Raw genomic sequence first — 24,915 nt, forward strand, 5'->3', positions numbered from 1 at the left:
GATCGCCCGGTCGCGGGCCGCCGGATCACTCGGACGGGCTGCCCGGGGGCAGTTCCAGCTCGAACCAGACCACCTTGCCGTCCCCGGTGCGGCGGCTGCCCCAGCGGTGCGCGAGCTCGTTGACCAGGTGGATGCCGCGCCCGCCCTCGTCCTCGGCGCGGGCGCGCCGGATCCGGGGCGTCTCGCTCTCCTGGTCGGCGACCTCGACGGTGAGCGCCCGGTTGCAGAACAGCCGCAGCTGGGTGGGGGATCCGGCGTGCACCAGGGCGTTGGTGATCAGCTCGCTGGTGAGCAGTTCGGCCCAGTCGGCGAGCGCTTCGAGGCCCCAGGCGGCCAGCGTCTCGCGGGTGAAGCGGCGCGAGTGGGCGACCATCGCGCGGTCGCCGGTGAGCGGCAGGCTGGCGATCCGGTCCGCGCCGACCGGCCGGACCTGCGCCATGATGACGGCGATGTCGTCCTCGCTGGTGGGGCCGGTGAGTTCGGCCAGGACGGCGTCGCAGGTCTGCTCCAGCGAGCGGCGCCGGTCGGCGACCGTCCGGCAGAGCAACTGCAGTCCCTCGTCGATGTCGTGGCCCCGGCGCTCGACCAGCCCGTCGGTGTAGAGCACCAGGATGGCCTCCTCGGGGAGGGTGAACTCCACGCTCTCGAACGGGACTCCGCCGACGCCGAGCGGTGCGCCGGGCGGCAGTTCGACGAGGTGCGCCCGCCCCTGCGGATCGGCGACGACGGGCGGCAGGTGGCCGGCGCAGGCGGCGGTGCAGTGGCGGTCCACCGGGTCGTACACCACACAGACGCAGGTGGCGAACTGGCCCTCGCCGAGGGCGCTGGAGGCCTCGTCCAGCCGGTGCAGGACGCGCTCCGGACTCAGGTCAAGGGTGATCAACGTCCGGGCTACGGTGCGTAGTTGGCCCATGGTGGCGGCTGCCCGGATGCCGTGGCCCATCACGTCGCCGACGATCAGCGCGACCCGCCCCGAGGAGAGCGGCACGACGTCGAACCAGTCGCCGCCGACCTCGCTGACCACGCTGCTGGGCAGGTAGCGGTAGGCGAGGTCCAGGCCGAGCGTGCGGTGGATCTCCTGCGGCAGCAGGCTGCGCTGGAGGGTGAGCGCGGTGTCCCGCTCGCGCCGGTAGAGCCGGCCGTTGTCGATCGCGAGGGCGGTGCGCGCGGCGAGTTCCTCGGCCAGTGAGCGGTCCTCCGGGCCGAACGGCTCCGGGTTGCGGGTGCGGACGAACTCCGCGCCGCCCAGTACGAGTCCGCGCGCCACCAGCGGCACCATCAGGTACGAGTGCACCCCGGCGGCCAGCCCCGGCTGGACCCGGTCGGGCGAGGCGGCGATCCGGCGCATCTCCTCCTCGGTCACCTCGGAGACCAGGATCGAGCGCCGGGTGCGCAGGCTCTGCGCGTACAGCTGGGCGGACTGCGAGGTCTCGCCGACCTGGTCGGAGGCCGCCGTCATGGTGCCGTCCTGAGCCGTTTCGCCGACCGCCACCGCCCGCATCAGTATCGACTCGTTGTCCGGGACGGGGCCGGGCTCCTCGCCGCCGAGCACCGCGTCGCGCAGGTCCACGGTGACGAAGTCGGCGAAGCGCGGGATCACCACCTCCACCAACTCCTGGGCGGTGCGGTGCAGATCGAGGGTGGTGCCGATCCGGGTGCTGGCCTCGTTGAGCAGTGACAGCCGCTGCTGCGCGGCCCGGGCCGCGTCCAGCGCCCGCTGCCGGGCGGCGGCCGCGTCGCGCTCGCGGGTGAACAGCAGCGCGTTGTCGATCGACACGGCGGCCCGCACCGCCAACTCGCCGGCCAGCGCCATGTCGTTCTCCTCGTACGGGCGCTCCACCAGGGTGCGGTAGAAGCCCGCGACGCCGACCGCGGTGCCGCGCGCGATCAGCGGGACGACCATGAAGGAGTGGACGTTCTGCTCCCGCACCGCCGCGGCGCGCACCGGGTCGTCGGCGAACCAGGCCAGCCCCTCCGCGTCCATCCGCGGCACCAGGACCGGCTTGCGGTGTGCCAGGCTCCACGCGTACGGCGTGCCGGGTGCGAAGCGGTGCACCCCGCCGAGCCGGGCGACCGGCCGCAACGTCGAGCCGGGCACCGAGTGGAAGGCCATCCGCCGCAGCAGCGCCGAACCGTCCTCCGGGGCGCGGGCCTCGCGCTCGCCGCGGACCAGGTCCTCCAGCACCTCCACCACCACGGAGTCGGCCAGCCTGGGCGTCGCCACCTCGGCCAACTCCTGCGCGGTCTGGGCGAGATCGAGGGTGGTGCCGATCCGGGCGGAGGCCACGTTGACCAGCGCCAGCCGCTCCTGGGCGGCCTTCGCCTCGCGCAGCGCCTGCTGCCGGGCCAGGACGGTCTGGTGCTGGCGCAGGTACAGCCGGGCGTTGTCGATCGCGACGGCGGCCCGCGAGGCCAGCTCGTCGCCGAGGGTGATGTCGGCCTCGGCGAACGACTCCCGGTCGCCGCGCCGCGAGTACACCACCATGCCGAGCGTGGTGCCGCGCGCGACCAGCGGGGTGATCCGCACCGAGCGCGGCCGGTCGCCGAGGTAGGCCCGGCGGTGGCTCTCGGTGATGGCCTCGCTCAGCAGCGGCAGCTCCCAGGACGGCACCACCACCGTCCGCCCGGTGGCCAGCGCCCGGGCGTACGGCGAGTCCGGGGTCAGCTCGTACAGCGATTCCACCGGCAGTGACTCGGCCGGGTACAGCGGGTCGGTGGTGGCCAGGGCCAGCCGGCGGACCAGCTGCGGCGCGTCCGGGTCGGGCGGTTCGACGTTCCGCCCAGCCACCAGCACCTCCAGCGCGAACACCCCGCTGATGTCGGCGACCCTGGGCACCATCGTGTCGGCCAGCTCCCGGGCGGTCTGCCGCAGGTCGAGCGTGGTGCCGATGGAGGCGGTCGCGTCGACCAGCAGGGCCAGCCGCTCCTGGGCCCGCGCCGCCCGGGCCTCGGCGCGGAACCGCTCGGTGACGTCGATGACGGTGGAACTCACGCCGAGCACCCGGCCGCCGGGTTCCTCCAACCGGAAGTACGAGGCGGACCACGCGTGGTCGCGCTGCGGGTCGCCCGGGGTGCGGCCGTGCGAGCGGGTGTCCACCACCGGTTCGCCGCTCTCCAGTACCCGCCGCATCACCGCCTCGGCCTCGGCGCCGTTGATCCCGGGCAGCACCTCGGTGAGCCGGTGGCCGAGCTGCTCCTCGACGGGCAGGCCGTTGGCCCGGGCCAGCGCCTCGTTCAGCCGGACGAACCGCAGCTCGGGGTCGAAGACGCCCATGCCCACGGGGGACTGGGTGAAGAAGCCGTCGAGTACCGCCAGGTCCGCCTGGATCCGGCGCAGCGTGGTCACGTCGGAGGCGACGGCCAGCACCAGCGTGCGGCCGTCCGGCCCGGTGATCGGATGGGTGCGGAACTCCAGGTTCACCAGGTGCCCGTCCCGGTGCCGGACCGGGAACACGCCGGACCAGGGCCGACCGTTCAGGATCTGCTGGAACAGCTCCAGCACCTCGGGCCGCTGCTCCTCGGAGGTCAGCAACTTGGCGGCCCTGGCCCCGACCGCCTGCCCCGGGGAGTAGCCGAGCAGTGCCTCCGCGTCGCCGCTCCAGTGCAGGATCCGGCCGTCGGCCTCGATCAGCGCCGTCGCGATCGGCACCATCAGCAGGGCGTCCTGTTGCGGCTCGCCCTGGTGGTGTTCGTTGTCGTTCACCATGGCCAGAGAACCGTCCGGAGATCGTCCCCACCAGCCCTGCCATCTTCGCACGCGGCCCCGGCGGGCCGCTCACCGTAGCGGGCTCACCGGTGCGGCAGCGGGCGCTCCGGGAAGGACTCGCCGAGCTCCCGGCGGCACCGGCTGCGCCGGCGGCGGTCGAGCGCGCGAAGTCGGCCGGGCCGACTTCCCGCGCTCCTCACCGGGTCGCGACCCGCTCGCCGGCCGGGGCGGCCTCCGGGGCGCAGCCGCCCCGGGCTTCGGCGGTGCGGGCTTCGGCGCCCCGGACTTCGGCGGTGCGGGCGGCCAGGGCGAGCAGCGCGCCGACGAGACACAGGGCGGCGGCGACCAGGACGGCCCGGTCGGTGCCCGCCGCCAGGGCGCGGGCGGCGGCCTCCCGGCCGGGGCCGCCCGGTCGGGCCGAGCCCGCGACGGCCACGGTGACCGCGACGCCGAGCGCCGAGCCCAGGTACCGGGAGGTGTTGTTGGCACCCGAGCCCATGGCCGCCCGGTGCGCCGGGACGCTGCTGACGGCCAGCCGGGCCAGCGCCGCGTTGAGCACCCCGCTGCCGACGCCCGCCACCGCCAGACCCGGCGCCAGCCGCAGCCAGCCGGAGCCGGGCGCCAGCCCGTACAGGCCTGCCTCGCCGAGGCCGCAGACCGCGAGTCCGACGGCGACCTGCGCGGTGGCCGACAGGTGCGCCGCCAGCCGCCGCGCCTGGAGCGCGGACAGCACCGACAGGCCCGACCAGAGCGCCAGCACCCCGCCCGCGGCCAGGCCGGACAGGCCCAGGACGCCCTGGAGCAGGGTCGGCAGGTAGCTCATGAAGCCGACCAGCGAGAGCCCGGTGAACAGCGCCCCGACGGTGGCGGCGACGAAGCCGGGGCTGCGGAACAGCGCGAGGTCCAGCATCGGCTCCGGGGTCTTCGCCTCGACCAGCCCGAACAGCGCCAGCAGCAGCACGCCGAGGGCCAGCAGCGCGACGACCACCGGCCGCCCCCAGCCGCCGCGCCCCTCGGCCAGCCCGGCGATCAGGCAGGACGTCCCGGCGGCCAGCGTGAGCACCCCGTACGGATCGAGGGCGCGTGGCCGTTCGGCCCGGGACTCGGTGAGGACGGCGGCCGCGTACGCCGCCACGGCGGCCGAGACGACCGCGATCCCGCCGCTGACCGCGCGCCAGCCGGCCCACTGCCCGACCAGCGCGCCGTACACCGGGCCGACGGCGATGCCGAGGCCGACGGCGGCGCCCCAGACCCCGAGGGCCCGGATCCGGCCCGGTCCGGGCGGGTGGGCGTGGCTGATCAGGCCGAGCGCGGGTGCCAGGACGGCGGCCGAGGCGACGCCGAGCAGCACCCGGGCGGCCAGGTAGACGGCGCCGCCGGGGGCCAGCGCGGCCAGCGCCTCGGCGGCCGCGAACAGCAGCACGCCGAAGGTGAAGACCCGCTTGCGGCCGTGGTCGTCGGCGGCGCTTCCGGCGGTGAGCAGCAGGGCGGAGATGCCGACCAGGGTGCCGGTGAGGATCCAGGTCCGGCCGGTGGCCCCGAGGTGCGCGGCCTGGGCGGTGGCGGCGAGCGAGGCGGTGGGGGCGGTGTAGGCGACGGTGACCAGCGCGGTCGCGGCCGCGGTGGCGGCCAGGGTGGCGCCGGGCCGGGCGGGCGCGGTGACGGGGGAGGAGCCGGGTGGTGCGGGGGACATGGGGTGTTCCCTCCGGAGCGCGGACCTTAGGTCTGGTGAATGAACCTTCGTCTCGATCGGCACGCTACCACCATTGGTCTGTTCATTGAACCCGCTGTCCGGGTGGACTAGGCTGACCCGCATGGCGCTGGGAACCGACTACGAACAGCAGGACTGCGCACTGGCCCGCGCCCTGGAGGTGGTCGGCGAACGCTGGAGCCTGCTGATCCTCCGCGACGCCTTCTACGGAGTGCAGCGCTTCAACGACTTCCTCGCCCACCTCGGCATCCCCCGCGCCGTCCTCACCGCCCGCCTCAACGCCCTGGTCGCGGCCGGGGTGCTGCGCAAGGAGCCGTACCAGCAGGCGCCGCTGCGCCACGGCTACCTGCTCACCGGGACCGGCCTCGAACTGTGGGGGCCGCTCTACCAGTTGAGCCGCTGGGGCGGCCGGCACGCGACCGCGGGCGGCCCGCACCACCTGTTCGCGCACGCCGTCTGCGGCACCGACCTGGACGTCGTCGGTGTCTGCCCGCGGTGCGGCGGCGCACCCGTCCCGCCGGCCGAGATCGCGATGCGCCCCAACCCCGCCCGCGGCGGTACGCACCGGGACGACCCGGTCTCCCGCTCCCTGGTCCGCCCGCACCGGCTGCTCGAACCGATCGCCTCGGCGGCGCCGGCCGCCTAGCGAACGGCGGTCGGCAAAAGGCAAAAGGCGAACGGCAAAAGGCGAACGGCTGGCGACAGACGGCGGCGCGGCCGCCGGCGGGCTGCCGACGGCCGCGCCCACCACGTCCCGGTTACGGCTGGAACGTCACCTCCGGATTGGCGGCGGTCGGCCCGTCGAGGAGCGGCTGCTGCACGCCCTTCAGCTGGAGGTCGAAGAAGGCCGCCACGTACGAGCGGGTGAGCTCCACGCCCCGCTCGCCCGACATCGTGGTGCCGGGAGGCTGGGGCAGGTTGAGCTTCTCGAAGAACAGCGGGAAGTCGGTGAAGGTGCCGTGGTTGGAGCCGGCGAAGGTCAACCAGCGCTTCCAGCCGTCCAGGTGCGGCCAGCTCTCCGTCCAACTGCTGTCCTCGGCGCCGCCGGGCAGCGGGTGGCCGATCATCAGGAAGGGCTTGCCGTCGATCCCGGAGGCGGGGACGGTGACGTCCATGGTGCCGTCCAGGTCCACCCCGGCCCGGATCCGGTCGTCGGTGAGCAGGGACGGGACGGTCGAGGCGCCGCCGGCCGAGTGCCCGGCCATCCCGATCCGGTCGCGGTCGATCATGCGGGCGTAGCGCCAGGCCGGGTGGGGGCGGGCGGTCAGCTGGTCGATGACGAAGGAGACGTCCTTCGCCCGGCTGTTGTCCACGGCCGCCCAGGACTCCGGGGTCGTCAGCTTGTTGCACAGCAGGCACGGGAGGGTCTGCCCGTCGGGGAACGTCGTCCCGGTGTTCTCGTAGGTGTGGTCGATCAGCGCGACGACGTACCCGCGGCTGGTCAGGTCCTCGGCGAGGCTGCTCAGCGAGGCCCGCGGCATGGTGAAGCCCGGCGACAGCACCACCATCGGGAAGTGGCCGCCCTGCGGGCGCGCGTCGGACTTCGCCCAGGTCCGGGTGCCGGTGACCGTCTCGGTCGGGATGGTGTTGCCCGGGAGCTTCCCGTCCAGCAGCATCCGGGCGGCCGCAGGGGTCATGTACGGGGCCGCGCTGCCCGTCCCGGCCTTCGCGGGGTAGTACATCGACACCATCAGTTGGCGCGGACCGGCGGAGGGGACCCACGGATCCGGGCGGTCCTGGTCCACCAGGTGCAGGATCTCCTGCCCGACCGCGTACGGGCCGGTCGGGCGCGGCAGGTCGACGTGGACGGCGGTCGGGGCGGGAGCGGAGGCGGAGGTGGAGGCGTTCGCCGGGGCGGCGGGAGCGGCCAGGGCCGGCGCGGCGGCGGCGACGGACAGCGGCAGGGCGAGCAGCAGGGCTGCCGCGGCGGCGGTGGTGCGAAGTCGGTCCATGTGAGGGACGGTAGGCCGGGGGAGCGGAAGTTGACGTCCACTCAGCGGCGTAGAGATCCCTTCCGGGATGTGCAGGCAGGGACCCTTAGGGGTCGGCCGAATGGAGACCGAATGGAAGCCGGTCGGACCAGGCTGGGGTCGGTTGAGGAGCCGAACTCACCGCAGAGCAGTGGGTTCGGGAATCCAACCCTCGAATCGTCCGCCGGTCAGAGGCTCCGGGCCCGGACCTCCTCGACGAAGGCCGCCGCCGCACCGGCGTTCGGCACCGGGAGGGTGAGCGGCAGGCCGGCCGAGTGCGTCCGGATCTCCAGCTCCCCGAGATCCGAGGCCCTCGCGGACTGCACCTCCGCCCACCGGAACGCCTCCGTCGCGGCGAGCGGGTGCGGCGGCCGGTGCACCAGCCCGCCGGCCGTCAGCGTCAGCCGCCCCCGGGCGAACCGGACGCCGCCCTCAGTGCGCAACGCCTCGTGCAGCGCGGCCCGGAGGGTCGGGCGGAGCCGCTCGTCGAGCTCCCGGAACAGCTCGTCCAGCCGCCGCAGCTGCGCCAGTGCCAGCGGTTCGTCCGCGCCGACCAGCCAGATCCGGCCCTGCTCGCCCACCCCGTGCCGCCCGCCGGGGGAGTACTCGGTGGCCTCCACCGCACTCCACGGCAGGGGCTGCTCCGCGCCGTCCGCCCCGACCAGCACCAGCCCGCGCTCGTGCACCCGGACGGCCCGCAGGCCCGGTGCCGGCCGAAGCCGCCCGTATCCGCTCGCGGCCGTGATCGCCGCCGCGGCCACCACGGGCGCGGGCCACCACTCCCCGCTCGCCAGCCAGGCCGCCCCGGCGACGGCGGCCGCCGCCGCGTCCAGCCAGGCCCGCGTCCGCCACGGCAGCGGCCGGAACCGCCGGTACACCCGCACTGCCCGGCCGAGCCGCCCGTCGCCGCCCGCGACCGACCGAGCCCGCGACAAGGGCCACACCACCGCCACCTCGGCCACCTCCCGCTGAGCGAACACCACAACCGGAACCACGACTGTCAGATCCTCAGCATCGACCGACCGCCGCGCCCTCGAACAGGGCCAATTCGTACCTCTTGGCCCTGAAACGACCTCACCCCATCCTCCACCTCGCTCCGCCGACGGCCGCACCCGGTCCGCCGCCGGGCCCGCTCACCGCCTCGCCCCGGCCTCAGCTCGCCGTCGCGTACTCGTTCTGCAGCGTGCGCAGCAGGGCCGTCCCGGCCGGATCGGCGGAGCGACGGGTGTTGACCAGCACCGCCACCCCCACCTGCTTCTCCGGATCGAAGGCCACGAAGGAGCGGAACCCGCCCGTGCCGCCGTTGTGCCAGATCTGCAGGTGGCCGCCCTGCTGGGTGTGCAGGCGGTGGCCGAGCCACCCCAGGTGCATCCAGGCGAACGGGTTGACCCGGTGCCGGGCCGCCCGGGTGAGGGTGATCGCGGGCGCCAGCGGCGCGTCCGGCTCGCGGTCGGCGGCCAGCTGGGCCCGCAGGAGTATCGCCAGGTCGGAGGCGGTCGACCGGAGCCCGCCCATACCGGGGACGTCCGCGAAGTCCCAGTACGGCACGGGCCGCCCGCCGGAGGTGTGCCCGTGCGCCAGCCGCCCGGACTGCTCCCGGCCCGAGCGCACGTGGGTGTCCACCAGTCCCAGCGGCTCGCATATCTCACGCGCCACCAGCTCCTCGTAGCCGGTGCCGGCCCGGTGGGCGAGGGCCAGGCCGAGCAGCCCGGCGCCGAGGTTGGAGTAGCGGAAGCCACGCCCGGGTCTGGCCCGCAGTCTCGTCCGGGCCAGCCCGGCGAGGACGTACTCGGTGCTGCAATGGGCGTACGGATCGGGCTTGTTGGGATTGAACAGTGCCGTCGCCAGCAGGCCCCGGGGCAGCCGGGGGAGCCCGGAGGTGTGGGTGGCGAGGTGCCGCAGGGTGATCGGCTGCCCGCCCCTGGTCGGGACGGCGACACCGCCGGGCCGTACGTCGGCGAGCACGTCGGCGAGCGGTTCGTCGAGCCCGGTGGCGGCCCCGCCGGAGTCGGCGAGCACCAGCCGCGCGAGGACGAGCGAGGTGAACACCTTGGTGACGGAACCGACTTCGAACAGGGTGTGCGGCCCGGGCGCGGCGCCGCCCGGACCGGTCCGCCCGGCGCCGCGGATCTCCACGGCGCCGCCGGCCAGCCCGGCGACCACCGCACCGACGTGCTGGCCTGCGAGCCGGTCGGCGGTCTGTTGCACGAGGCTGGCGAGTTCGTTCATGCCTTGAGCGTAGGGGTCCGCGACCTGCGAAGTCGTCCGCCGGAACGACGATTTCAACCGCCCTCCGCTGCTCCCGCAGGAGTACGCCCCTACATGCGTCCCCCACATGAGTACGCCCCGCTACGCTCGGCAGCGTACGGGCACCACGGTGTGATGACCGGTCCGGGCGTAGCGGGGCGCGTGGTGGGGCGGGGGCGAGCCGTCAGCAGCTCAGGTTGCCCCCGGGGACGGTGCCGAGGATCTGGACGAAGCTCTGGTACAGGCTGATCCGGTGCTGCATCTGGGCGGTGTTGTTGCCGTTGCACTCCAGCGAGCCGTTGATGCTGCGGATCGTCTCACCGAAGCCGTACCCGTTGACCATGGCGTTGTGCGCGGTCATGGTGCCCGGCCCGTTCTGGGTGTTCCAGTACCAGAGGCCGGTCTTCCAGGCCACCGCCGGGTCGGTCTGCACCAGGTTCGGATTGTTCAGCAGGTCGATGCCGAGCGCGTCGCCGGCGGCCTTGTAGTTGAAGTTCCAGCTCAGCTGGATCGGCCCGCGCCCGTAGTAGGCGGCCTGCCCGGCCGGGCACCCGTACGGCTGCGAGGTGTCGCAGTAGTGCGGGTAGTTGGCGGTGTTCTGCTCGACCACGTACACCAGTCCGCCGGTCTCGTGGCTGACGTTGGCGAGGAACGCGGCGGCCTCCTGCCGGCGCACGGTGTCGCTGCCGGTGGCCGCGAAGCCGGGGTAGGCGCCGAGCGCGTCGAGCAGGCCCTGGTAGGTGTAGAAGGAGTTCCGGCCCGGGAACATCTGGTCGAACTGGGCCTGGCTGACCGGGAATCCGCCCGGGTTGGGCGGCTGGGTCGAGCCGCAGCCGTACGGCTCCCAGTACCAGGTGCTGATGACCGGGTCGTAGCCCGGGTTGTCGTGGGTGGCGCGGTAGTAGCCGCCGTTGGTGTACCGGACGATGTCGCCGGCGACGTAGGCGCGGCCGGCGACCCAGGCGGGGTAGTTGCAGGTGCCGGACGTCGGGGTCGGCGTCGGGTCGGTGGACCCGCCGCAGGAGCCCTGGTCGGCCCAGACCCCGGTGCCGCCGGTGCTCGGGGGCTCGTTCTGGGTCCACCACTTGGCGTTCCAGTTGTGCCCGTTGTACGAGACGGCCGCGCCGCCGGTGTAGGCGGTGGCCGCGCTCCACGGTGTGCCGCAGGCGGCGGCGCTGGCGGAGGCGGGGAGGAGCACCGCGACCGCCAGCGCCGTGACCACGGCGGAGAGCAGCGCGAGCAGGCGTTTCATTGACACGTCATCACCCCTTGTGCGGTGGGGGCCGCACGTCGTCGTGACAGGGACTTGAGCGGGGCAGGGGAGCCGGGCCTCGTGCGGGGGTGCGCCAGGGGAGGCGGCCGACCGGGGTGTGGGCCGGTGCGGGGCCGTGAAGGCGACTCAAGCGGAGTGTTCTATACCTGTCAAGAGAGTGGGTGAAACCGGCTCACAAATGCGGTGCGCACGCCCCCCGGAGCCCCCACGAGCCCTCTCGGCCTCCGAGCGCCCCACTCGGCCCCCAAGCGTCCCCTCAGTCCCCGAGCCGTCCCCTCAGCCCCCGAGCCGCCCCTTCAGCCCCCGAGCGCCGCCCGCAGCCGGGCCGCGACCTCCGCCGCCCCCGCCTCGTCCGGGTACTTCCCCCGCGGCCAGAAGAAGCCGCGCAGCCCGTCCTTCGGATTGCGCGGCACCACGTGGACGTGCAGGTGCGGCACCGACTGGCTGATCCGGTTGTTCGCCGCCACGAAGCTGCCCGCCGCGCCCAATCCGCGCTCCACCGCGGCGGCCACCCGCTGCACCTGGAGAAAGAACGGCCCCACCTCGGCGGCCGGCAGGTCCGCCAGGGTGCGGCGGTGGGCGCGCGGGACGACCAGCACGTGGCCGGGGAACAGCGGCCGCCGGTCCAGGAAGGCCACCGCCGCCTCGTCGTCCAGCACCCGGTGCGCGGGCTCCTCGCCCGCCACCACCGCACAGAAGACGCAGTCCATCCGTCCATTCAAACCACCGGCGGCCGCCCCGGCACCTCCGCGATCGCGCGGTTGCGGGGCGTCACCCGTCCGGCGGCCGAGCAGGTGCGGCCGCCCGGTCGGGGGGCGCACGGTGCTGGAGGGGGTCGACCAGAGGCGCGCCGCGCGCCGTACGAGGAGGTGGCCCGATGGCGGGCAAGTTCGAGGTCTACGAGGACGCCGGCGGCAAGTACCGGTTCCGGCTCAAGGCGGGCAACGGCGAGATCGTCGCCACCGGCCAGGGCTACTCCAGCAAGGAGGCCGCCCACAAGGGCGTCGAGGCCGTCCAGCGGGCGGCCAGCGACGCGCCGGTGGTGGACGTACCCAAGGCCGCCTGAGCACGCCGAGCACCGGGCGCCGAGCACCGGGCGCGCCGCGCCCGCCCGCACCGTTCGTCACTCGTAGCGGTAGAGCAGCGCCTCCCGCTCGGTCTGCTCGATCATCTCGACGGTCAGCGACTCGTCCCGCAGGTGCGAGAGGGTGATCTCGGCCGAGGTCGGCTGCGCGTCCTTGGCCGGCCAGTTCTCCGGCTTCCACGCCGAGCCGCGCAGGAAGGCCTTCGGGCAGTGCGCGTACACCTCCTCGACGGCCACCACGATCGCGCTGCGCGGGGGCTTGCCGACGGCGGTCAGCTGTCGCAGCAGCTCCGGGTCGGTGGAGATGCAGGCCCGCCCGTTGACCCGCAGCGTGGTGTCCCGGCCCGGGACGACGAAGAGCAGCCCGACCCGGCCGTTCTCCAGGATGTTGTGCAGGGTGTCCAGCCGCTTGTTGCCGGTGGCGTCCGGGATGGCCAGGGTGTGCTCGTCGAGGACGGAGACCACCCCGGCCGGCCCGCCGCGCGGGGAGACGTCGCAGCGCCCGGCGGCGTCCGAGCTCGCCACGAACACCAGCGAGGAGCAGGCGATCAGCCGCCGCGCGACCTCGTGCAGGTGGTCGACCTGCTTGCGGCGCGCGTGCTCGCCGGGCTGCTCGTAGATCTCGCGCAGCTGCGCCTGGTCGGTCAGCGCCCCTGTGCTGAGGGCGGCGAACAGGCTGCCCGGCATGTCCGGAGCGGTGGTTGACGCAATGACAGATTCCGGTGTGCTGGTCATACCGGAAATCTAGCCGAGCCCCTTCCCGGAGCGCCCGGCCGCCGGGCGGTGCACCCCTCGGTAAAGCTTCCCCGCCACCCCTCCCCACCAGCGGTTTTACGCTGATAATGGGGCCAGGCGCTCCGCTCGGAGGTGGTGGTCGTGATCGTGAGGATCTGGGCCGGGCAGGTCCTGGCCGGTCGCATCGAGGAATTCTGTGTGCTGCTGACAACCCAGGTGATCCCGCAGCTCGGGCGGACCGACGGTTGCCTGGGCGGCGAACTGCTGCGCTCGGTGACTGAGGACGGACACCGGGTGCTCGTGGTGAGCCGCTGGCGCGACGAGGCGGCTCTGCGCGGGTACGCGGGGCCGATGTGGCGGATCCGGCCGGTCTGGTCGGAGGGCGAGCTGTGCTACCTCGCGCACCCGCCGGTGGTCACCCACTTCACGTCGATCGCCGCACCCGCCACGCTCTGACCGCACCCGCCGCGCTCCGGCCGCACCCACTACCCTCCGTACGTGCCTGCCACCCTCCGTAGGTGACCGCCACGTTGTGGGCGTCACCTACCACCCGGCCGCACATTCCCCGCATCCGCGTGAAACAGGCCACAGCGGAAGGCTCTCCCTGGCCTTGCGCGCGTCGTGGCAGAATGACCCCAACAGCAGTGACGTTCAGCGCACTCCGGGGTCGGTGAAAATCCGAACCGGCGGTTACAGTCCGCGACCCGTCCGCAGCCAGCGGCCGGTTGACCAGGTGAAATTCCTGGACCGACGGTTAAAGTCCGGATGGGAGGCGTGCGCGGGCGGACGAAGAGCAGTATCCGTGGTCCCCCGGTGGACCGCGGCCAGGTGAACGGCGGGAGAGGTGTCTCCCGGGCCGGGCGAGCGATCTCCCGGCGGCCTCGGCATCCCGGCGACGGGTCGTGCCGTCGGCTCGCGCGCCGTTGCCCGTCCGTGTCATCTCCCATGTCGCCCCGGAGTCCGCGCCCCCAAGCGCGAGGAGAACCCGGGTGTTCACCGGCATCATCGAAGAGCTCGGCGAGGTCGTGTCGATCGAGGAGATCGGCGACTCCTCGCGAATCCGCCTGCGCGGCCCGGTGGTCTGTACGGGTGCGCGGCACGGCGACTCCATCGCGGTCAACGGCGTCTGCCTGACCGTCGTCGACAGCCCGGACCAACTGGCGGCCGATACGGGCGAGTTCAGCGCCGACGTGATGGCCGAGACGCTGCACCGCTCCAGCCTCGGCGAGTTGAAGCCCGGCTCCCGGGTCAACCTGGAGCGCGCCATGGCGCTCGGCGACCGGCTCGGCGGCCACCTCGTCCAGGGCCATGTCGACGCCACCGGCACGCTGTTGGGCCGCGAGCCCGGCGAGCGCGACGCGGCCGGCGACCTGCGCTGGGAGGTGCTGCGCTTCTCGCTGCCCGGCACCATCTCCCGCTACCTGGTGGAGAAGGGCTCGATCACGGTCGACGGCGTCAGCCTCACCGTGGTGGAAGCCGCCCGGGACAGCTTCACCGTCAGCCTCATCCCCACGACCCTCGCGCTGACCTCGCTCGGCGCCAAGGCCGTCGGCGAGAGCGTCAACCTCGAAGTGGACGTGCTCGCCAAGTACGTCGAGCGACTGCTCGACTCCCGCACCCTTCCCCCGACGATCGCCGGAGAGTCCAAGTGAACTGGCTCAGCGGAGAAGCGTTCACCGTCTTCGGCGAGCACGTGAAGTGGGCCGACATGTTCGGCAACCTGCTCGGCCTGGCCGGGCTGGCCTTCGGCTGGCGCCGCTCGGTGTGGAGCTGGCCGCTCCAACTCCTGTCCGGCGCCGTGCTGATCGCCGCCTACCTCGGGGGCCACGTCCCCGGCCTGATCGGCAAGCAGCTGATCGTGCTCGTCGCCGCCGCCTGGGGCTGGGCCCAGTGGCGGCGGGGCCGCCGGGACACCGGCACGATCGCCGTCCGGTTCGCCACCTGGCCCGAGCGGGCCGCCCTGGTGGTCGGCACCGCGGCCGGCACCGTCGCGCTGGCCTGGCTGTTCACGGCCCACCCCAGCCTGTCCTGGAGCCCCTGGTCGGACGCCTACATCTTCGTCGGCACGCTGGCCGCGATGGTCGCCCAGGCCCGTGGCTGGCTGGAGTTCTGGTTCGCCTGGATCGCCGTCGACGTGGTCGGCGTCCCGCTCGCCTTCAACAACGGCTACCCCTTCTCCGGCCTCACCTACTCGATCTACTTCGTCCTGGTGCTGCTCGGCCTGCGCTCGTGGTGGCTGAGCAGCCGTGAGCCGCGCGTCAACTCCGCCAACGTCCCGCAGGGAGCCACGGTATGACCGAGAACCACACCGCCGACCGCGACCGCGAGGTGGCACCCGAACTCGTCCTCGACCCGGTCGAGCGCGCGATCGCCGACATCGCCCTCGGCCGCGCCGTGATCGTGGTCGACGACGAGGACCGCGAGAACGAGGGCGACATCGTCTTCGCCGCCTCCGCCGCCACCCCGGAGCTGATGGCCTTCACCATCCGCTACAGCTCCGGCGTGATCTGCGCCCCGCTGACCGGCGAGGAGCTGGACCGGCTCAAGCTGCCGCCGATGACCCAGGTCAACGAGGACCGCAAGGGCACCGCGTACACCGTCTCGGTGGACGCCCGGGAGGGGGTCGACACCGGAATCTCCGCCGCCGACCGCGCCCGCACCGTCCGGCTGCTGTCCTCGCCCGGCACCGAGCCCGGCGACCTCACCCGCCCCGGGCACGTGTTCCCGCTGCGCGCGGTCGAGGGCGGCGTGCTGGTGCGCCCCGGCCACACCGAGGCCGCCGTCGACCTGGCCCGGCTCGCCGGGCTGCCGCCGGCCGGTGCGATCGCCGAGGTGGTCAACGACGACGGCACCATGGCCCGGCTGCCCGAGCTGGTCGCCTTCGCCCGCGAGCACGGCCTCGCGATCATCTCCATCGAGGACCTGATCGCCTACCGCCGCCGCACCGAGCTGCACGTCGACCGGGCCGCCGTGACCGCCCTGCCCACCGCACACGGCGAGTTCACCGCCGTCGGTTACAAGGGCACCATCGACGGCGTCGAGCACATCGCGCTGGTGGCCGGAGGCCTCGGCGCCGACGGCCGGCTGCCCGAGGGCGAGGACGTCGTGGTCCGGGTCCACTCCGAGTGCCTGACCGGCGACGTCTTCGGCTCGCTGCGCTGCGACTGCGGCCCCCAGCTGGAGGCCTCGCTGCACAAGGTCGCCGAGTCCGGCCGCGGCGTGGTGCTCTACCTGCGCGGCCACGAGGGCCGGGGGATCGGCCTGGCCCACAAGCTGCGCGCCTACGAACTCCAGGAGCAGGGGCGCGACACCGTCGACGCCAACCTCGACCTCGGCCTGCCGGCCGACGCCCGCGACTACAGCATCGCGGCGCAGATGCTGGTGGACCTCGGGGTCCGCTCGCTCATCCTGCTCACCAACAACCCGGAGAAGCTCACCGCGCTCACCGAGCACGGCCTCAAGGTCAAGGGGCGCGAAGCGGTCGAGATCGCGCCGGGTGAGCACAACCTGCGCTACCTGCGCACCAAGCGCGACCGGATGGGCCACGACCTGCCCGGCCTCGACTCCTGAACCCGCCCCGTGCCCCACGCACCGCGCCCACGCACCACGCACCACGCACCCCATGACGACGGACAGGAAGAACGAACATGAGCGGCCACGGAGCCCCCGAGCTGACCATCGACGGCGCCGCCGACCTCAAGGTCGCCGTCGTCGCCGCCCAGTGGCACGACGTTGTGATGAACGGCCTGCTGGACGGCGCCCACCGGGCGCTCAAGGAGCTGGGCGTCACCGAGCCGACGGTGCTGCGCGTCCCCGGTACCTTCGAGCTGCCGGTCGCCGCCAAGCGCCTCGCCGACCACGGCTACGACGCGGTCGTCGCCCTCGGCGTGGTGATCCGCGGCGGCACCCCGCACTTCGACTACGTCTGCCAGGCGGCCACCGCCGGCCTCACCCAGGTGAGCGTCGACACCGGCGTCCCGGTCGGCTTCGGCGTGCTGACCTGCGACAACGAGGAGCAGGCGCTCGACCGCGCGGGCCTGCCCGGCTCCGCGGAGGACAAGGGCCACGAGGCCGTCACCGCCGCCGTCGCGACCGCCGCGGTGCTGCGCGCCGCGCTCTGAGCGCACCGCCCCGACCCGGACCGTGGACGTCCAACGGACTGTCCACGGTCCGGGACCGTTTACCGCCGGTCAGCCCGCACGCCGTAAGGTGAGTCCCATCATGGCTTCGAAGACATTCGAGGAGCTCTTCGCCGAGCTCCAGCAGAAGGCCGCCACCGGCGACCCCTCGTCCTCCCGTACCGCGCAGCTCGCCCAGCAGGGCGTCCATGCGATCGGCAAGAAGGTCGTCGAGGAGGCCGCCGAAGTCTGGATGGCCGCCGAGTTCCAGACGGACGAGCAGACCGCTGAGGAGATCTCACAGCTCCTGTACCACGTTCAGGTGATGATGATCGCCCGCGGGCTGACGCTCGACGACGTCTACAAGTACCTCTAAACCCGAACCGCACGCCCCTCCCCACAGGTAAGGAACCAACCTCCCATGCTGCGCATCGCCGTCCCCAACAAGGGTTCGCTCTCGGGTCCCGCGGCGGAGATGCTCCATGAGGCCGGCTACCGCCAGCGGAAGGACCCCAAGGAGCTCGTCCTCGTCGACCCGAACAACGAGGTCGAGTTCTTCTTCCTGCGCCCGCGCGACATCGCCGTCTACGTCGGCTCCGGCCGCCTGGACGTCGGCATCACCGGCCGTGACCTGCTGCTGGACTCGCACTCCAACGCCGAGGAGGTGCTCGCGCTCGGCTTCGCCGCGTCGACCTTCCGCTTCGCCCGCCCCGAAGGCGTCGCCGTCGAGGACGTCAAGGGCCTGGAGGGCCTGCGGATCGCGACCTCCTACACCGGCCTGGTCGAGCAGCACCTCGCCGACCACGGCGTGAAGGCGACCGTCACCAAGCTGGACGGCGCGGTGGAGACCGCGGTGCAGCTGGGCGTCGCCGACGTGATCGCCGACGTGGTGGAGACCGGCACCAGCCTGCGCAACGCCGGCCTGGAGGTGTTCGGCGAGCCGATCCTGATCTCGGACGCCGTGGTGATCCGCCCCAAGGGCGCGGGCGAGGACACCCGGGTGGACCAGTTCCTGCGCCGCCTCCAGGGCGTGCTGGTGGCCCGCCGCTACGTGCTGATGGACTACGACATCCGCGCCGAGAAGGTCGGCGCCGCCGTGGCGCTCACCCCCGGCCTGGAGTCGCCGACCGTCTCCCCGCTGCACACCGAGGGCTGGGTGGCGGTGCGCTCGATGGTGCTCCGCAAGGAGGCCCAGCAGATCATGGACGACCTGTGGGCCATCGGCGCCCGGGCCATCCTGGTCACCAACATCCACGCCTGCCGCCTCTGACCGGCGCGGCGGCGACCTCGCCCGCCGTGGTGCGGGTAAGGAACGGTTGAATGGGGCGGGGACGCTGACCGGCGTCCCCGCCCTTCGTCTGGAACCGTCGTCCGGAACAGCCCTTCGTCCGGATCCGTCCGTTGCCCGGAACCGTCGTTCCCGGGAACGACCGTTCCCCCGAACCACCCCACCGGAGACCCCACGTGTCCACGCCGCCCGTCGAGTTCCCCGTCACCTGGGCGCCGCGCCGCACCCGCGCCGTGCTGCTGCCGGTCTGCGCGCTGCTGGTGGTGCTGTTCGCCGTGATGGCCGTGGTGCTCCCGGAGAACTGGCAGCTCAACGACCGGATCATGATGGCGGGCAGCGGCGTGCTGTTCGCGTGCGTGGGCCTGATGCTGGCCCGCCCCCGGGTGAGCGCCGACGCGCAGGGCGTGACGGTGGTCAACTTCGTCCGCAGCCGCCGGCTCACCTGGGCCGAGATCGTCCGGGTCAACTTCCGCCAGGGTGACCCGTGGGCCACCCTCGACCTGGCCGACGGCACCTCGCTCGCCGCGGTCGGCATCCAGTCCGGTGTCGGCAAGGACCAGGCGATCGCGCAGGCCCGTGCCCTGCGCGACCTGGTCGAGCACCACGCCAGGGCCTGAGCCCCGCACCGCCGCCGCCGGTCGGCGCCCGCCCGTTCGCACCGGCACCGCCCGCCCGCCGACACCCCTCCCGACACCCCTCCCGACACCCCGCCGGGCCCCGTCGGGCCTGCGAATCCTCGGCCCGGCGGGTCCGAACACTCTTCCTACCATCGTCCGGCTATGGTCTACGCTGGTAAAAGCAGGGCAAAACTTCCGTCCTGCCCGAAAGACGACTTGAGGAGTGACTTCCCCCCTCGATGGACGATCCGTCCGGTAGTACCTGCGCCGCCCACCTTCCTGTCAGCGGAAGGCAGGCGGCACTGTGATCACCGCCTGGCTGCTGTTGCTCGCAGCCCTCCTGCTGATCCTCGCCAACGGCCTGTTCGTGGCCGCCGAGTTCGCCTTCGTGACCGTCGAGCGCGGGGCGGTCGAACGCTCCGCCGGGGCCGGCGACGCCAAGTCCGTCCGCGTCTCCCGGGCCCTGCGGCACCTCTCGTTCGAACTCTCCGGCGCCCAGCTCGGCATCACCGTCACCTCGCTGGTGGTCGGCATGCTCGCCGAGCCTGCGCTGTCCACCCTGCTCAGCCCCGTCATGACCGGGATCGGCGTGCCCGAGTCGGCCGCCCGCGGCGTCGCCGTGGTCGTCGGCATGGTGCTCGCCACCGTGGTGCAGATGGTGATCGGCGAGCTGGTCCCGAAGAACTGGGCGATCTCCCGCCCGCTCCAGGTGGCCCGCGCGGTCGCCGCCCCGCACATGGCCTTCTCCTTCGCCTGCCGCCCGCTGATCAGCTTCCTCAACGGGGCGGCCGACCGGACGGTCCGCGCCTTCGGCGTCGAGCCGCAGGAGGAGCTGGACCACGCCCGGACCCCGGCCGAACTGGTCTCGCTGGCCCGCCACTCGGCCAAGGCCGGCGCGATAGACGAGGAGTCGGCGACCCTGTTCGTCCGCACCCTGGGCCTGGGCGAGCTGACCGCCGAGTCCGTGATGACCCCGCGGATCGACGTCGCCTCCCTCCAGAGCGACGCCACCGCCTCCGACGTGATCAACCTGACCCGGGCCACCGGCCTGTCCCGCTTCCCGGTCTACACCCACAGCCTGGACGAGGTCACCGGCATCGTGACCCTCAAGGACGCCCTCGCCGTCCCGGCCGCCCGGCGCGGCCTGGTCCGGGTGGGCGAGCTCACCTCGCCGCCGCTGCTGGTGCCCGAGACCCTGCCCGCCGAGCGGCTGCTCGACCAGCTGCGCCGCCTCCAGCCGATGGCCATCGTGGTCGACGAGTACGGCGGCACCGCCGGCGTCGTCACCGTCGAGGACATCGTCGAGGAGATCGTCGGCGAGGTGCAGGACGAGCACGACCCCGCCGACCGCCCCGAGCTGCTCCCGCTGCCCCCGGTGAACGGCCTGCCGGCCTGGGAGGCCGAGGGCCGCGCCCGGATCGACCAGCTGGAGGCGATCGGCCTGATCGCCCCGGACGGCCCGTACGAGACGCTGGCCGGCCTGGTCGCCGACCTGCTCGGCAAGCTGCCCGAGGTCGGCGAGCAGGCGGAGCTGCCGGGCTGGCGCTTCACCGTGACGGGTGTCGACCGGCACCGCACCAGCCAGGTCCGGGTCGAGCGCACCAGCGCGCCGGCCTCCTTCGGAGACGACCAGGAGAATGCCCGATGACCGCGCTCCAACTGGCCGTCGCCGTCCTGCTCCTGCTCGGGAACGCCTTCTTCGTCGGCGCCGAGTTCGCCGTCGTCTCGGTGCGCCGCAGCCAGATCGAGCCGCTCGCCGAGGCCGGCCACAAGCGTGCCCGCACCGTGCTGCACGCGCTGTCCAACGTGTCCGCGATGCTGGCCGCCGCCCAGCTCGGCATCACCGTCTGCTCGCTGGGCCTCGGCGCCCTGGCCGAGCCGACCATCGCCAGTCTGCTGGAGGGCCCGTTCCACGCGATCGGCGTCCCGTCCGGTCTGATGCACCCGCTCTCGTACGGCATCTCGCTGGCCGTCGTGGTCTTCCTGCACATGGTGATCGGCGAGATGGTGCCCAAGAACATGGCCATGGCGGGCCCGGAGAAGGCCGCGCTCTGGCTCGGCCCGCCGCTGGACCGGCTGGCCCGCTGGCTGGCCCCGGTGATCAGCCTGCTGAACGCCATCGCCAACGGTGTGCTGCGGCTGTTCCGGGTCGAGTCCAAGGACGAGGTCGAGTCGGTGTTCACCACCGAGCAGCTGATGTACCTGCTGGTCGACTCCCGGGACGCCGGCCTGCTCGACGAGGGCCGCCAGGAGCGTCTGGAGGACGCCCTGGAGCTGGGCCACCGCCCGGTCACCGAGGTGCTGCTCAAGCCCGAGCAGCTCGTCACCGTGGACACCAAGGTGACCGCCGCGGAGGTCGAGGAGCTCGCCCTGCGCACCGGCTTCTCGCGCTTCCCGGTCACCGACGGCGACCCGGCCGGCCACGGCTACCTGGGCTACCTGCACCTCAAGGACATCCTCGACGTGGAGGACCCGTCCGCGCCCGTCCCGGCCCGGCTGTGGCGTCCGATCACGGTGCTGCGCGGCAGCCTCCCGCTGGACGACGCGCTCGGCGCGATGCGCCGGGCGACCTGCCACCTGGCCGCCGTGCTGGACCAGGACGGCCGCACGCTCGGTGTGGTCATGCTGGAGGACGTGCTGGAGGAACTGGTCGGCGAGATGCACGACCCGGACCACCGCTCCGCCGCCTGAGGTTCCCCCTTTCGCTGACGGCGTGTCCGCTGCGGGCGATTCTGCTCTCAGCGTGCAGCCGTTCCCATGCCGACCACCCTGGGCGCAGGGTGGTCGGCATGAGGCTTCTCCTGCTGGGTGGAACGAATTTCGTCGGACGGGTCGTCGCCGAGGAGGCGCTGGCCAGGGGATGGGAGGTGACGGCCCTCAACCGCGGTACGCAGCCCGCGCCCGCGGGCGTGACCGCACTGCTGGGCGACCGCACCGCCGAGGGCGGGCTGGCGGCGCTGGCCGCGGGGGAGTGGGACGCGGTGGTGGACACCTGGTCCGGAGCCCCGACGGCGGTGCGCGACAGCGCCCGGCTGCTGGCCGGCCGGGTCGGCCACTACGGGTACGTCTCCAGCCGGTCGGTGTACGACTACCCGCTGGCGCGCGGGGCGGACGAGTCGGCGAAGGTGGTCGGGTCGTCCCCGGACGCCGAGGGCGAGGTGCCCTACGCCGAGGCCAAGCGCGGGGCCGAACTGGCCCTGGAGGCGGAGTTCGGCGGGCGCGCCCTGCTCGCCCGGGCCGGGCTGATCCTCGGCCCGCACGAGAACATCGGCCGGCTGCCCTGGTGGCTGAACCGGATCGCCCGGGGCGGCCCGGTGCTCGCCCCCGGTCCGTACGACCTGCCGCTGCAGTACATCGACGTCCGCGACCTCGCGGGCTGGCTGCTGGACGCGGCGGCGGCCCGGTTCGGCGGCGCGTGCAACGTGGTCAGCCCGGCGGGCCACACCACGATGGGCGAGCTGCTGGAGGCCTGCGTGCGGGTCACCGGCTCGGACGCGGACCTGCGCTGGACCGACCCCGAGCGCATCCTGGCGGCCGGCGTCGAGCCCTGGACGGAGCTGCCGATCTGGCTGGCGCCCGGCGAGCTGAACGACTTCCTGCACGGCGCGTCCGTGGACCGGGCGGTCGCCGCCGGGCTGCGCTGCCGGCCGGTGGGCGAGACGGTCGAGGACACCTGGGCCTGGCTGCGGTCGATCGGCGGCGTCGCCCCGCAGCGCGCCGACCGGCCGAAGGTCGGCCTCGACCCCGAGCGCGAGGCCGAGCTGCTCCGGGGCTGACCCGGCGCGATCCCGGGGAGCTGGTCTCAGCCGCGGCCGTCGATCAGCTCCCCGTAGGCCTGGACGAGGTCGGGCAGGCGCAGCGTCGCCAGGTCCTCGCGGCCCGGCGGCTCGCGCAGCAGCGAGAGCCGCAGGTCCCGGTAGGCGCAGGACTTCTCGTACAGGGTGCGGATGAACCGGCCGTTCCCGAGTTCGTCGATCCAGCCCTCGCGGACCACGTGGGTGCAGATGCTGGCCAGTTCCTCGGCCGCGTCCTCGTCCCAGCCGTCGCCGTCCCGGCCGGCCAGCGCGGCGCCGATCGCGGTCAGCTCGTTCGGGCGGTAGCTGGGGAAGTCGACCCGGGTGGTGAAGCGGGAGTTGAGGCCGGGGTTGGTGGCGAGCAGCCGGTTCATGCCCTCGGGGTAGCCGGCCAGGATCACCACCAGGCGGTCGCGGTTGTCCTCGGCGCGTTTCAGCAGCACCTGGAGGGCCTCGTCGCCGTAGGCGTCGCCCTTGGTGTAGCCGGAGTTGGAGAGGCTGTACGCCTCGTCGATGAACAGCACGCCGTCCAGTGCCGAGTCGATCAGCTCGTTCGCCTTGACCGCGGTCTGGCCGAGGAACTCGCCGACCAGGTCGGCCCGTTGGGCCTCCACGAGGTGGTCGCCGGAGAGTAGTCCGAGGGCGTGGAAGACCCGGCCGAGGATCCGGGCGACGGTGGTCTTGCCGGTGCCGGAGGGGCCGGAGAAGACGAAGTGGCGCTTGGGGGGCTGGACCGGCAGGCCCTGCGCGGCCCGGAGTCTGGACATCCGCAGCTGCGCCGACAGCGCCCGCACCTGGCGCTTGACCGGTTCCAGGCCCACCATCAGCGAGAGTTCCGCCAGCGCCGCGTCCAACTCGCGCTCGTCGTCGACCGGTTGGGCGGCGGGCAGCGGCGCGGTGCGGGGCTGGGCCTCGGCGCGGACCGGCGCCGGCAGCGGGGCGGCGGAGCCGCCCGGCGAACCCGACCGCTCGCCGGCCGCCTGCGGGGCCGGGCCGGCCGTGGAGCCGTCGCCCGGGCCGGGCCCCGTGAGGAACCCGACCCCCTCGACGAATCCGACCCCGCCGGTGTACCCGGCGCCCTCGGTGAACCCGGCGCTCTCGGTGAACCCGGGGGCCGCGTCGCCGAAGCCCCCCGCCGTGGCGTACCCGGCCCCGTCCTGGAAGTCCGTCCCGTCCGCCTCGTCCGTCTCATCCGGCTCGGTGTCCTCGTACCCGGCCGCCCGCCCGCCCGCCGGCAGGCCGCCGTCCAGCAGGGCGTCCGGCAGGTCGTCCGCCAGCCCGTCCTCCGCCGCGATCGCGGCCAGCCGCGCGGCGGTGTCCATGAACACCGGATCGGCCCGGTGCACCGCCCGGTAGAGCGGCAGCGCGGCCGCACTGCGCCCGGCCCCCTCGTACGCCCGGGCCAGCCAGTACCGCAGTTCCTTGCGCTGGGGCTGCTCGGAGCGGCAGCGGGCCAGCGAGGCGGCCAGCGGCGCCTGCGCCTGGGCGCACATGTCCAGTCGGACCCGCGCCATGCCGGCGAACAGCCCGGCCTCGATGCCGAGCAGCGGGTCGTCCAGCAGCCGGTCGGTGTCCCGGATCAGCTGCTCCCAGTCCTTGAGCAGATAGGACCGGCAGGCGTACAGGAACTGGGCGGACGGGTCCTCGCTGGGCGCCGGGCACTGTTCCAGCGCCCGGTCCAGCTCGGCCAGGTGGCGGCCGTCCAGCCAGTGCGAGGCGTGCGCCAGCGCCAGGTCGCGGGCGTCCTCCAGGACGGGCTGCACCCACCAGCCCAGCCAGTACCAGGAACTGAGCGGGCGGCGGTGGCGCCGCCGCTGCTCGCCGAACCGCTTCTGGTTGCGGTACATGGCCAGCAGCGCCGCCGAGGTGTCGCTGCGCAGCGCGTGCAGGCCGAGCCAGGCGTCGGCCATGCCCGGGTCCAGCCGGACGGCCGCGCGGAACTCCTCCTCGGCACGGGCGTACGCGCCCGCCGTGTACGCGTCCATGGCACGCAGCCACGCGCGTTCGGCGAGCCGGTCCGGGCCGCCCGCGTTGCTGTCCGAACTGTCCACCGTTGTCACTCACGCCCCCCGCGGCTTGGCCCGGGGCTCGGTGGCAGGTCGCCTGCGTGCAGCCGGGCCGGTGGTCGAAAGCCCCCGGGCGCATCTGCGCCTGCGAGGAATCGTACCGGCGTGGCGCTGATCCGGAAGGGCGCCCACGGAGTCAAATGCGATCGTGTGAGCGGTCGTTGAGCGGGTGGGGGCCTGGACCGGCGGCGGGGGAGCGCGATTCGGAAAGGACCGGACGGCGCCCCCGGCTCACGGGGGAACAAGCCGGGGACGCCGGGTCCGAGGCGGCCGGAACATCCCGTTCCGGCGGCTGAGGAGAACCTA

The 24,915-nt window shown here is 73.7% G+C and carries 22 protein-coding genes and 1 riboswitch; of the genes, 13 read left to right on the forward strand and 9 right to left on the reverse strand.

Annotated elements, in window-relative coordinates; all coding sequences use genetic code 11:
• Positions 1–25: 25 nt before the first annotated feature.
• Together ACFVHI_RS26550 and ACFVHI_RS26555 are read right to left on the reverse strand one after the other, a co-directional pair.
• On the reverse strand, positions 26–3,706 hold the full coding sequence (locus ACFVHI_RS26550) for a SpoIIE family protein phosphatase (RefSeq protein ID WP_380343431.1): 3,681 nt from the start codon (positions 3,704–3,706) through the stop codon (positions 26–28).
• Positions 3,707–3,902: 196 nt separating this feature from the next.
• Positions 3,903–5,399, reverse strand: a complete 1,497-nt coding sequence (locus ACFVHI_RS26555) for an MFS transporter (RefSeq protein ID WP_380343434.1) — start codon at positions 5,397–5,399, stop codon at positions 3,903–3,905.
• Between the two features lie 121 nt (positions 5,400–5,520).
• Here ACFVHI_RS26555 and ACFVHI_RS26560 point away from each other — a divergent pair, with 121 nt between their 5' ends.
• Positions 5,521–6,063 carry a helix-turn-helix domain-containing protein gene (locus ACFVHI_RS26560; protein WP_063346485.1) on the forward strand — a complete coding sequence of 181 codons (543 nt, stop codon included), beginning with the start codon at positions 5,521–5,523 and terminating at the stop codon, positions 6,061–6,063.
• Between the two features lie 112 nt (positions 6,064–6,175).
• Here the strand turns inward: ACFVHI_RS26560 and ACFVHI_RS26565 are convergent, their stop codons facing one another.
• From ACFVHI_RS26565 to ACFVHI_RS26585, 5 genes are all read right to left on the reverse strand, one after another.
• Positions 6,176–7,369: an alpha/beta hydrolase family protein gene (locus ACFVHI_RS26565; RefSeq protein ID WP_380343438.1), complete on the reverse strand. Its 1,194-nt coding sequence runs from the start codon at positions 7,367–7,369 to the stop codon at positions 6,176–6,178.
• Positions 7,370–7,575: 206 nt separating this feature from the next.
• Positions 7,576–8,382, reverse strand: a complete 807-nt coding sequence (locus ACFVHI_RS26570; protein ID WP_380343441.1) for a hypothetical protein — start codon at positions 8,380–8,382, stop codon at positions 7,576–7,578.
• A 157-nt stretch (positions 8,383–8,539) separates the two neighbouring features.
• Positions 8,540–9,616: a serine hydrolase domain-containing protein gene (locus tag ACFVHI_RS26575; protein WP_380343444.1), complete on the reverse strand. Its 1,077-nt coding sequence runs from the start codon at positions 9,614–9,616 to the stop codon at positions 8,540–8,542.
• A 202-nt stretch (positions 9,617–9,818) separates the two neighbouring features.
• The gene (locus ACFVHI_RS26580) at positions 9,819–10,886 is read right to left on the reverse strand and encodes a glycoside hydrolase family 19 protein (protein WP_063346481.1); all 1,068 of its coding nucleotides are present in this window, start codon (positions 10,884–10,886) and stop codon (positions 9,819–9,821) included.
• Between the two features lie 317 nt (positions 10,887–11,203).
• Positions 11,204–11,617 carry an HIT family protein gene (locus tag ACFVHI_RS26585; RefSeq protein ID WP_363369713.1) on the reverse strand — a complete coding sequence of 138 codons (414 nt, stop codon included), beginning with the start codon at positions 11,615–11,617 and terminating at the stop codon, positions 11,204–11,206.
• Positions 11,618–11,784: 167 nt separating this feature from the next.
• Between ACFVHI_RS26585 and ACFVHI_RS26590 the strand changes: the two genes are divergently transcribed.
• Positions 11,785–11,973 (forward strand): DUF1508 domain-containing protein, encoded by a 189-nt coding sequence (locus ACFVHI_RS26590; protein ID WP_063346479.1) that lies wholly within the window; start codon positions 11,785–11,787, stop codon positions 11,971–11,973.
• A gap of 57 nt (positions 11,974–12,030) precedes the next feature.
• Here ACFVHI_RS26590 and ACFVHI_RS26595 read toward each other — a convergent pair whose 3' ends face one another.
• The gene (locus ACFVHI_RS26595; RefSeq protein WP_380343448.1) at positions 12,031–12,726 is read right to left on the reverse strand and encodes an MSMEG_1061 family FMN-dependent PPOX-type flavoprotein; all 696 of its coding nucleotides are present in this window, start codon (positions 12,724–12,726) and stop codon (positions 12,031–12,033) included.
• Positions 12,727–12,867: 141 nt separating this feature from the next.
• Between ACFVHI_RS26595 and ACFVHI_RS26600 the strand changes: the two genes are divergently transcribed.
• From ACFVHI_RS26600 to ACFVHI_RS26650, 11 genes are all read left to right on the forward strand, one after another.
• On the forward strand, positions 12,868–13,182 hold the full coding sequence (locus ACFVHI_RS26600; RefSeq protein WP_159398348.1) for an antibiotic biosynthesis monooxygenase: 315 nt from the start codon (positions 12,868–12,870) through the stop codon (positions 13,180–13,182).
• A 197-nt stretch (positions 13,183–13,379) separates the two neighbouring features.
• Positions 13,380–13,507: riboswitch (FMN riboswitch) on the forward strand.
• A gap of 208 nt (positions 13,508–13,715) precedes the next feature.
• Complete coding sequence (locus tag ACFVHI_RS26605; protein WP_063346476.1) at positions 13,716–14,378, forward strand: riboflavin synthase; 663 nt, start codon at positions 13,716–13,718, stop codon at positions 14,376–14,378.
• A 56-nt stretch (positions 14,379–14,434) separates the two neighbouring features.
• Positions 14,435–15,022 carry a nicotinamide mononucleotide transporter family protein gene (locus ACFVHI_RS26610; RefSeq protein ID WP_079136192.1) on the forward strand — a complete coding sequence of 196 codons (588 nt, stop codon included), beginning with the start codon at positions 14,435–14,437 and terminating at the stop codon, positions 15,020–15,022.
• The gene (locus tag ACFVHI_RS26615; protein ID WP_063346474.1) at positions 15,019–16,296 is read left to right on the forward strand and encodes a bifunctional 3,4-dihydroxy-2-butanone-4-phosphate synthase/GTP cyclohydrolase II; all 1,278 of its coding nucleotides are present in this window, start codon (positions 15,019–15,021) and stop codon (positions 16,294–16,296) included. The genes ACFVHI_RS26610 and ACFVHI_RS26615 overlap by 4 nt, the downstream gene beginning before the upstream one ends.
• A 77-nt stretch (positions 16,297–16,373) precedes the next feature.
• A complete protein-coding gene (ribH, locus tag ACFVHI_RS26620) occupies positions 16,374–16,847 on the forward strand; it encodes a 6,7-dimethyl-8-ribityllumazine synthase (protein ID WP_063346473.1) in 474 nt (157 codons plus the stop codon).
• A gap of 100 nt (positions 16,848–16,947) precedes the next feature.
• Positions 16,948–17,220: a phosphoribosyl-ATP diphosphatase gene (locus tag ACFVHI_RS26625; RefSeq protein WP_063346472.1), complete on the forward strand. Its 273-nt coding sequence runs from the start codon at positions 16,948–16,950 to the stop codon at positions 17,218–17,220.
• A gap of 45 nt (positions 17,221–17,265) precedes the next feature.
• On the forward strand, positions 17,266–18,114 hold the full coding sequence (gene hisG, locus ACFVHI_RS26630; protein ID WP_363369700.1) for an ATP phosphoribosyltransferase: 849 nt from the start codon (positions 17,266–17,268) through the stop codon (positions 18,112–18,114).
• Between the two features lie 194 nt (positions 18,115–18,308).
• Positions 18,309–18,749 (forward strand): PH domain-containing protein, encoded by a 441-nt coding sequence (locus ACFVHI_RS26635; protein WP_063346470.1) that lies wholly within the window; start codon positions 18,309–18,311, stop codon positions 18,747–18,749.
• A gap of 304 nt (positions 18,750–19,053) precedes the next feature.
• Positions 19,054–20,397, forward strand: coding sequence for a hemolysin family protein (locus ACFVHI_RS26640; protein ID WP_380343456.1), 1,344 nt, complete (start codon positions 19,054–19,056; stop codon positions 20,395–20,397).
• Positions 20,394–21,440 (forward strand): hemolysin family protein, encoded by a 1,047-nt coding sequence (locus ACFVHI_RS26645; protein ID WP_063346468.1) that lies wholly within the window; start codon positions 20,394–20,396, stop codon positions 21,438–21,440. The genes ACFVHI_RS26640 and ACFVHI_RS26645 overlap by 4 nt, the downstream gene beginning before the upstream one ends.
• A 98-nt stretch (positions 21,441–21,538) precedes the next feature.
• Positions 21,539–22,525 carry an NAD-dependent epimerase/dehydratase family protein gene (locus ACFVHI_RS26650; RefSeq protein ID WP_380343458.1) on the forward strand — a complete coding sequence of 329 codons (987 nt, stop codon included), beginning with the start codon at positions 21,539–21,541 and terminating at the stop codon, positions 22,523–22,525.
• A 26-nt stretch (positions 22,526–22,551) separates the two neighbouring features.
• Here ACFVHI_RS26650 and ACFVHI_RS26655 read toward each other — a convergent pair whose 3' ends face one another.
• Positions 22,552–24,528: an AAA family ATPase gene (locus ACFVHI_RS26655; protein ID WP_380343484.1), complete on the reverse strand. Its 1,977-nt coding sequence runs from the start codon at positions 24,526–24,528 to the stop codon at positions 22,552–22,554.
• Positions 24,529–24,915: the final 387 nt, after the last annotated feature.

It is taken from the genome of Kitasatospora sp. NPDC127121 (assembly GCF_042677305.1).
In the GTDB taxonomy this organism is placed as follows: domain Bacteria; phylum Actinomycetota; class Actinomycetes; order Streptomycetales; family Streptomycetaceae; genus Kitasatospora.

What these genes read in the sequence shown, in the direction of transcription:
- ACFVHI_RS26550 (WP_380343431.1), bottom strand. Translation starts at nt 3,706, where the DNA reads ATGGTGAACGACAACGAACACCACCAGGGCGAGCCGCAACAGGACGCC.
- ACFVHI_RS26555 (WP_380343434.1), bottom strand. Translation starts at nt 5,399, where the DNA reads ATGTCCCCCGCACCACCCGGCTCCTCCCCCGTCACCGCGCCCGCCCGG.
- ACFVHI_RS26560 (WP_063346485.1), top strand. Translation starts at nt 5,521, where the DNA reads ATGGCGCTGGGAACCGACTACGAACAGCAGGACTGCGCACTGGCCCGC.
- ACFVHI_RS26565 (WP_380343438.1), bottom strand. Translation starts at nt 7,369, where the DNA reads ATGGACCGACTTCGCACCACCGCCGCCGCGGCAGCCCTGCTGCTCGCC.
- ACFVHI_RS26575 (WP_380343444.1), bottom strand. Translation starts at nt 9,616, where the DNA reads ATGAACGAACTCGCCAGCCTCGTGCAACAGACCGCCGACCGGCTCGCA.
- ACFVHI_RS26580 (WP_063346481.1), bottom strand. Translation starts at nt 10,886, where the DNA reads ATGAAACGCCTGCTCGCGCTGCTCTCCGCCGTGGTCACGGCGCTGGCG.
- ACFVHI_RS26585 (WP_363369713.1), bottom strand. Translation starts at nt 11,617, where the DNA reads ATGGACTGCGTCTTCTGTGCGGTGGTGGCGGGCGAGGAGCCCGCGCAC.
- ACFVHI_RS26590 (WP_063346479.1), top strand. Translation starts at nt 11,785, where the DNA reads ATGGCGGGCAAGTTCGAGGTCTACGAGGACGCCGGCGGCAAGTACCGG.
- ACFVHI_RS26595 (WP_380343448.1), bottom strand. Translation starts at nt 12,726, where the DNA reads ATGACCAGCACACCGGAATCTGTCATTGCGTCAACCACCGCTCCGGAC.
- ACFVHI_RS26610 (WP_079136192.1), top strand. Translation starts at nt 14,435, where the DNA reads ATGTTCGGCAACCTGCTCGGCCTGGCCGGGCTGGCCTTCGGCTGGCGC.
- ACFVHI_RS26615 (WP_063346474.1), top strand. Translation starts at nt 15,019, where the DNA reads ATGACCGAGAACCACACCGCCGACCGCGACCGCGAGGTGGCACCCGAA.
- ribH (WP_063346473.1), top strand. Translation starts at nt 16,374, where the DNA reads ATGAGCGGCCACGGAGCCCCCGAGCTGACCATCGACGGCGCCGCCGAC.
- ACFVHI_RS26625 (WP_063346472.1), top strand. Translation starts at nt 16,948, where the DNA reads ATGGCTTCGAAGACATTCGAGGAGCTCTTCGCCGAGCTCCAGCAGAAG.
- hisG (WP_363369700.1), top strand. Translation starts at nt 17,266, where the DNA reads ATGCTGCGCATCGCCGTCCCCAACAAGGGTTCGCTCTCGGGTCCCGCG.
- ACFVHI_RS26645 (WP_063346468.1), top strand. Translation starts at nt 20,394, where the DNA reads ATGACCGCGCTCCAACTGGCCGTCGCCGTCCTGCTCCTGCTCGGGAAC.
- ACFVHI_RS26650 (WP_380343458.1), top strand. Translation starts at nt 21,539, where the DNA reads ATGAGGCTTCTCCTGCTGGGTGGAACGAATTTCGTCGGACGGGTCGTC.
- ACFVHI_RS26655 (WP_380343484.1), bottom strand. Translation starts at nt 24,528, where the DNA reads ATGGACGCGTACACGGCGGGCGCGTACGCCCGTGCCGAGGAGGAGTTC.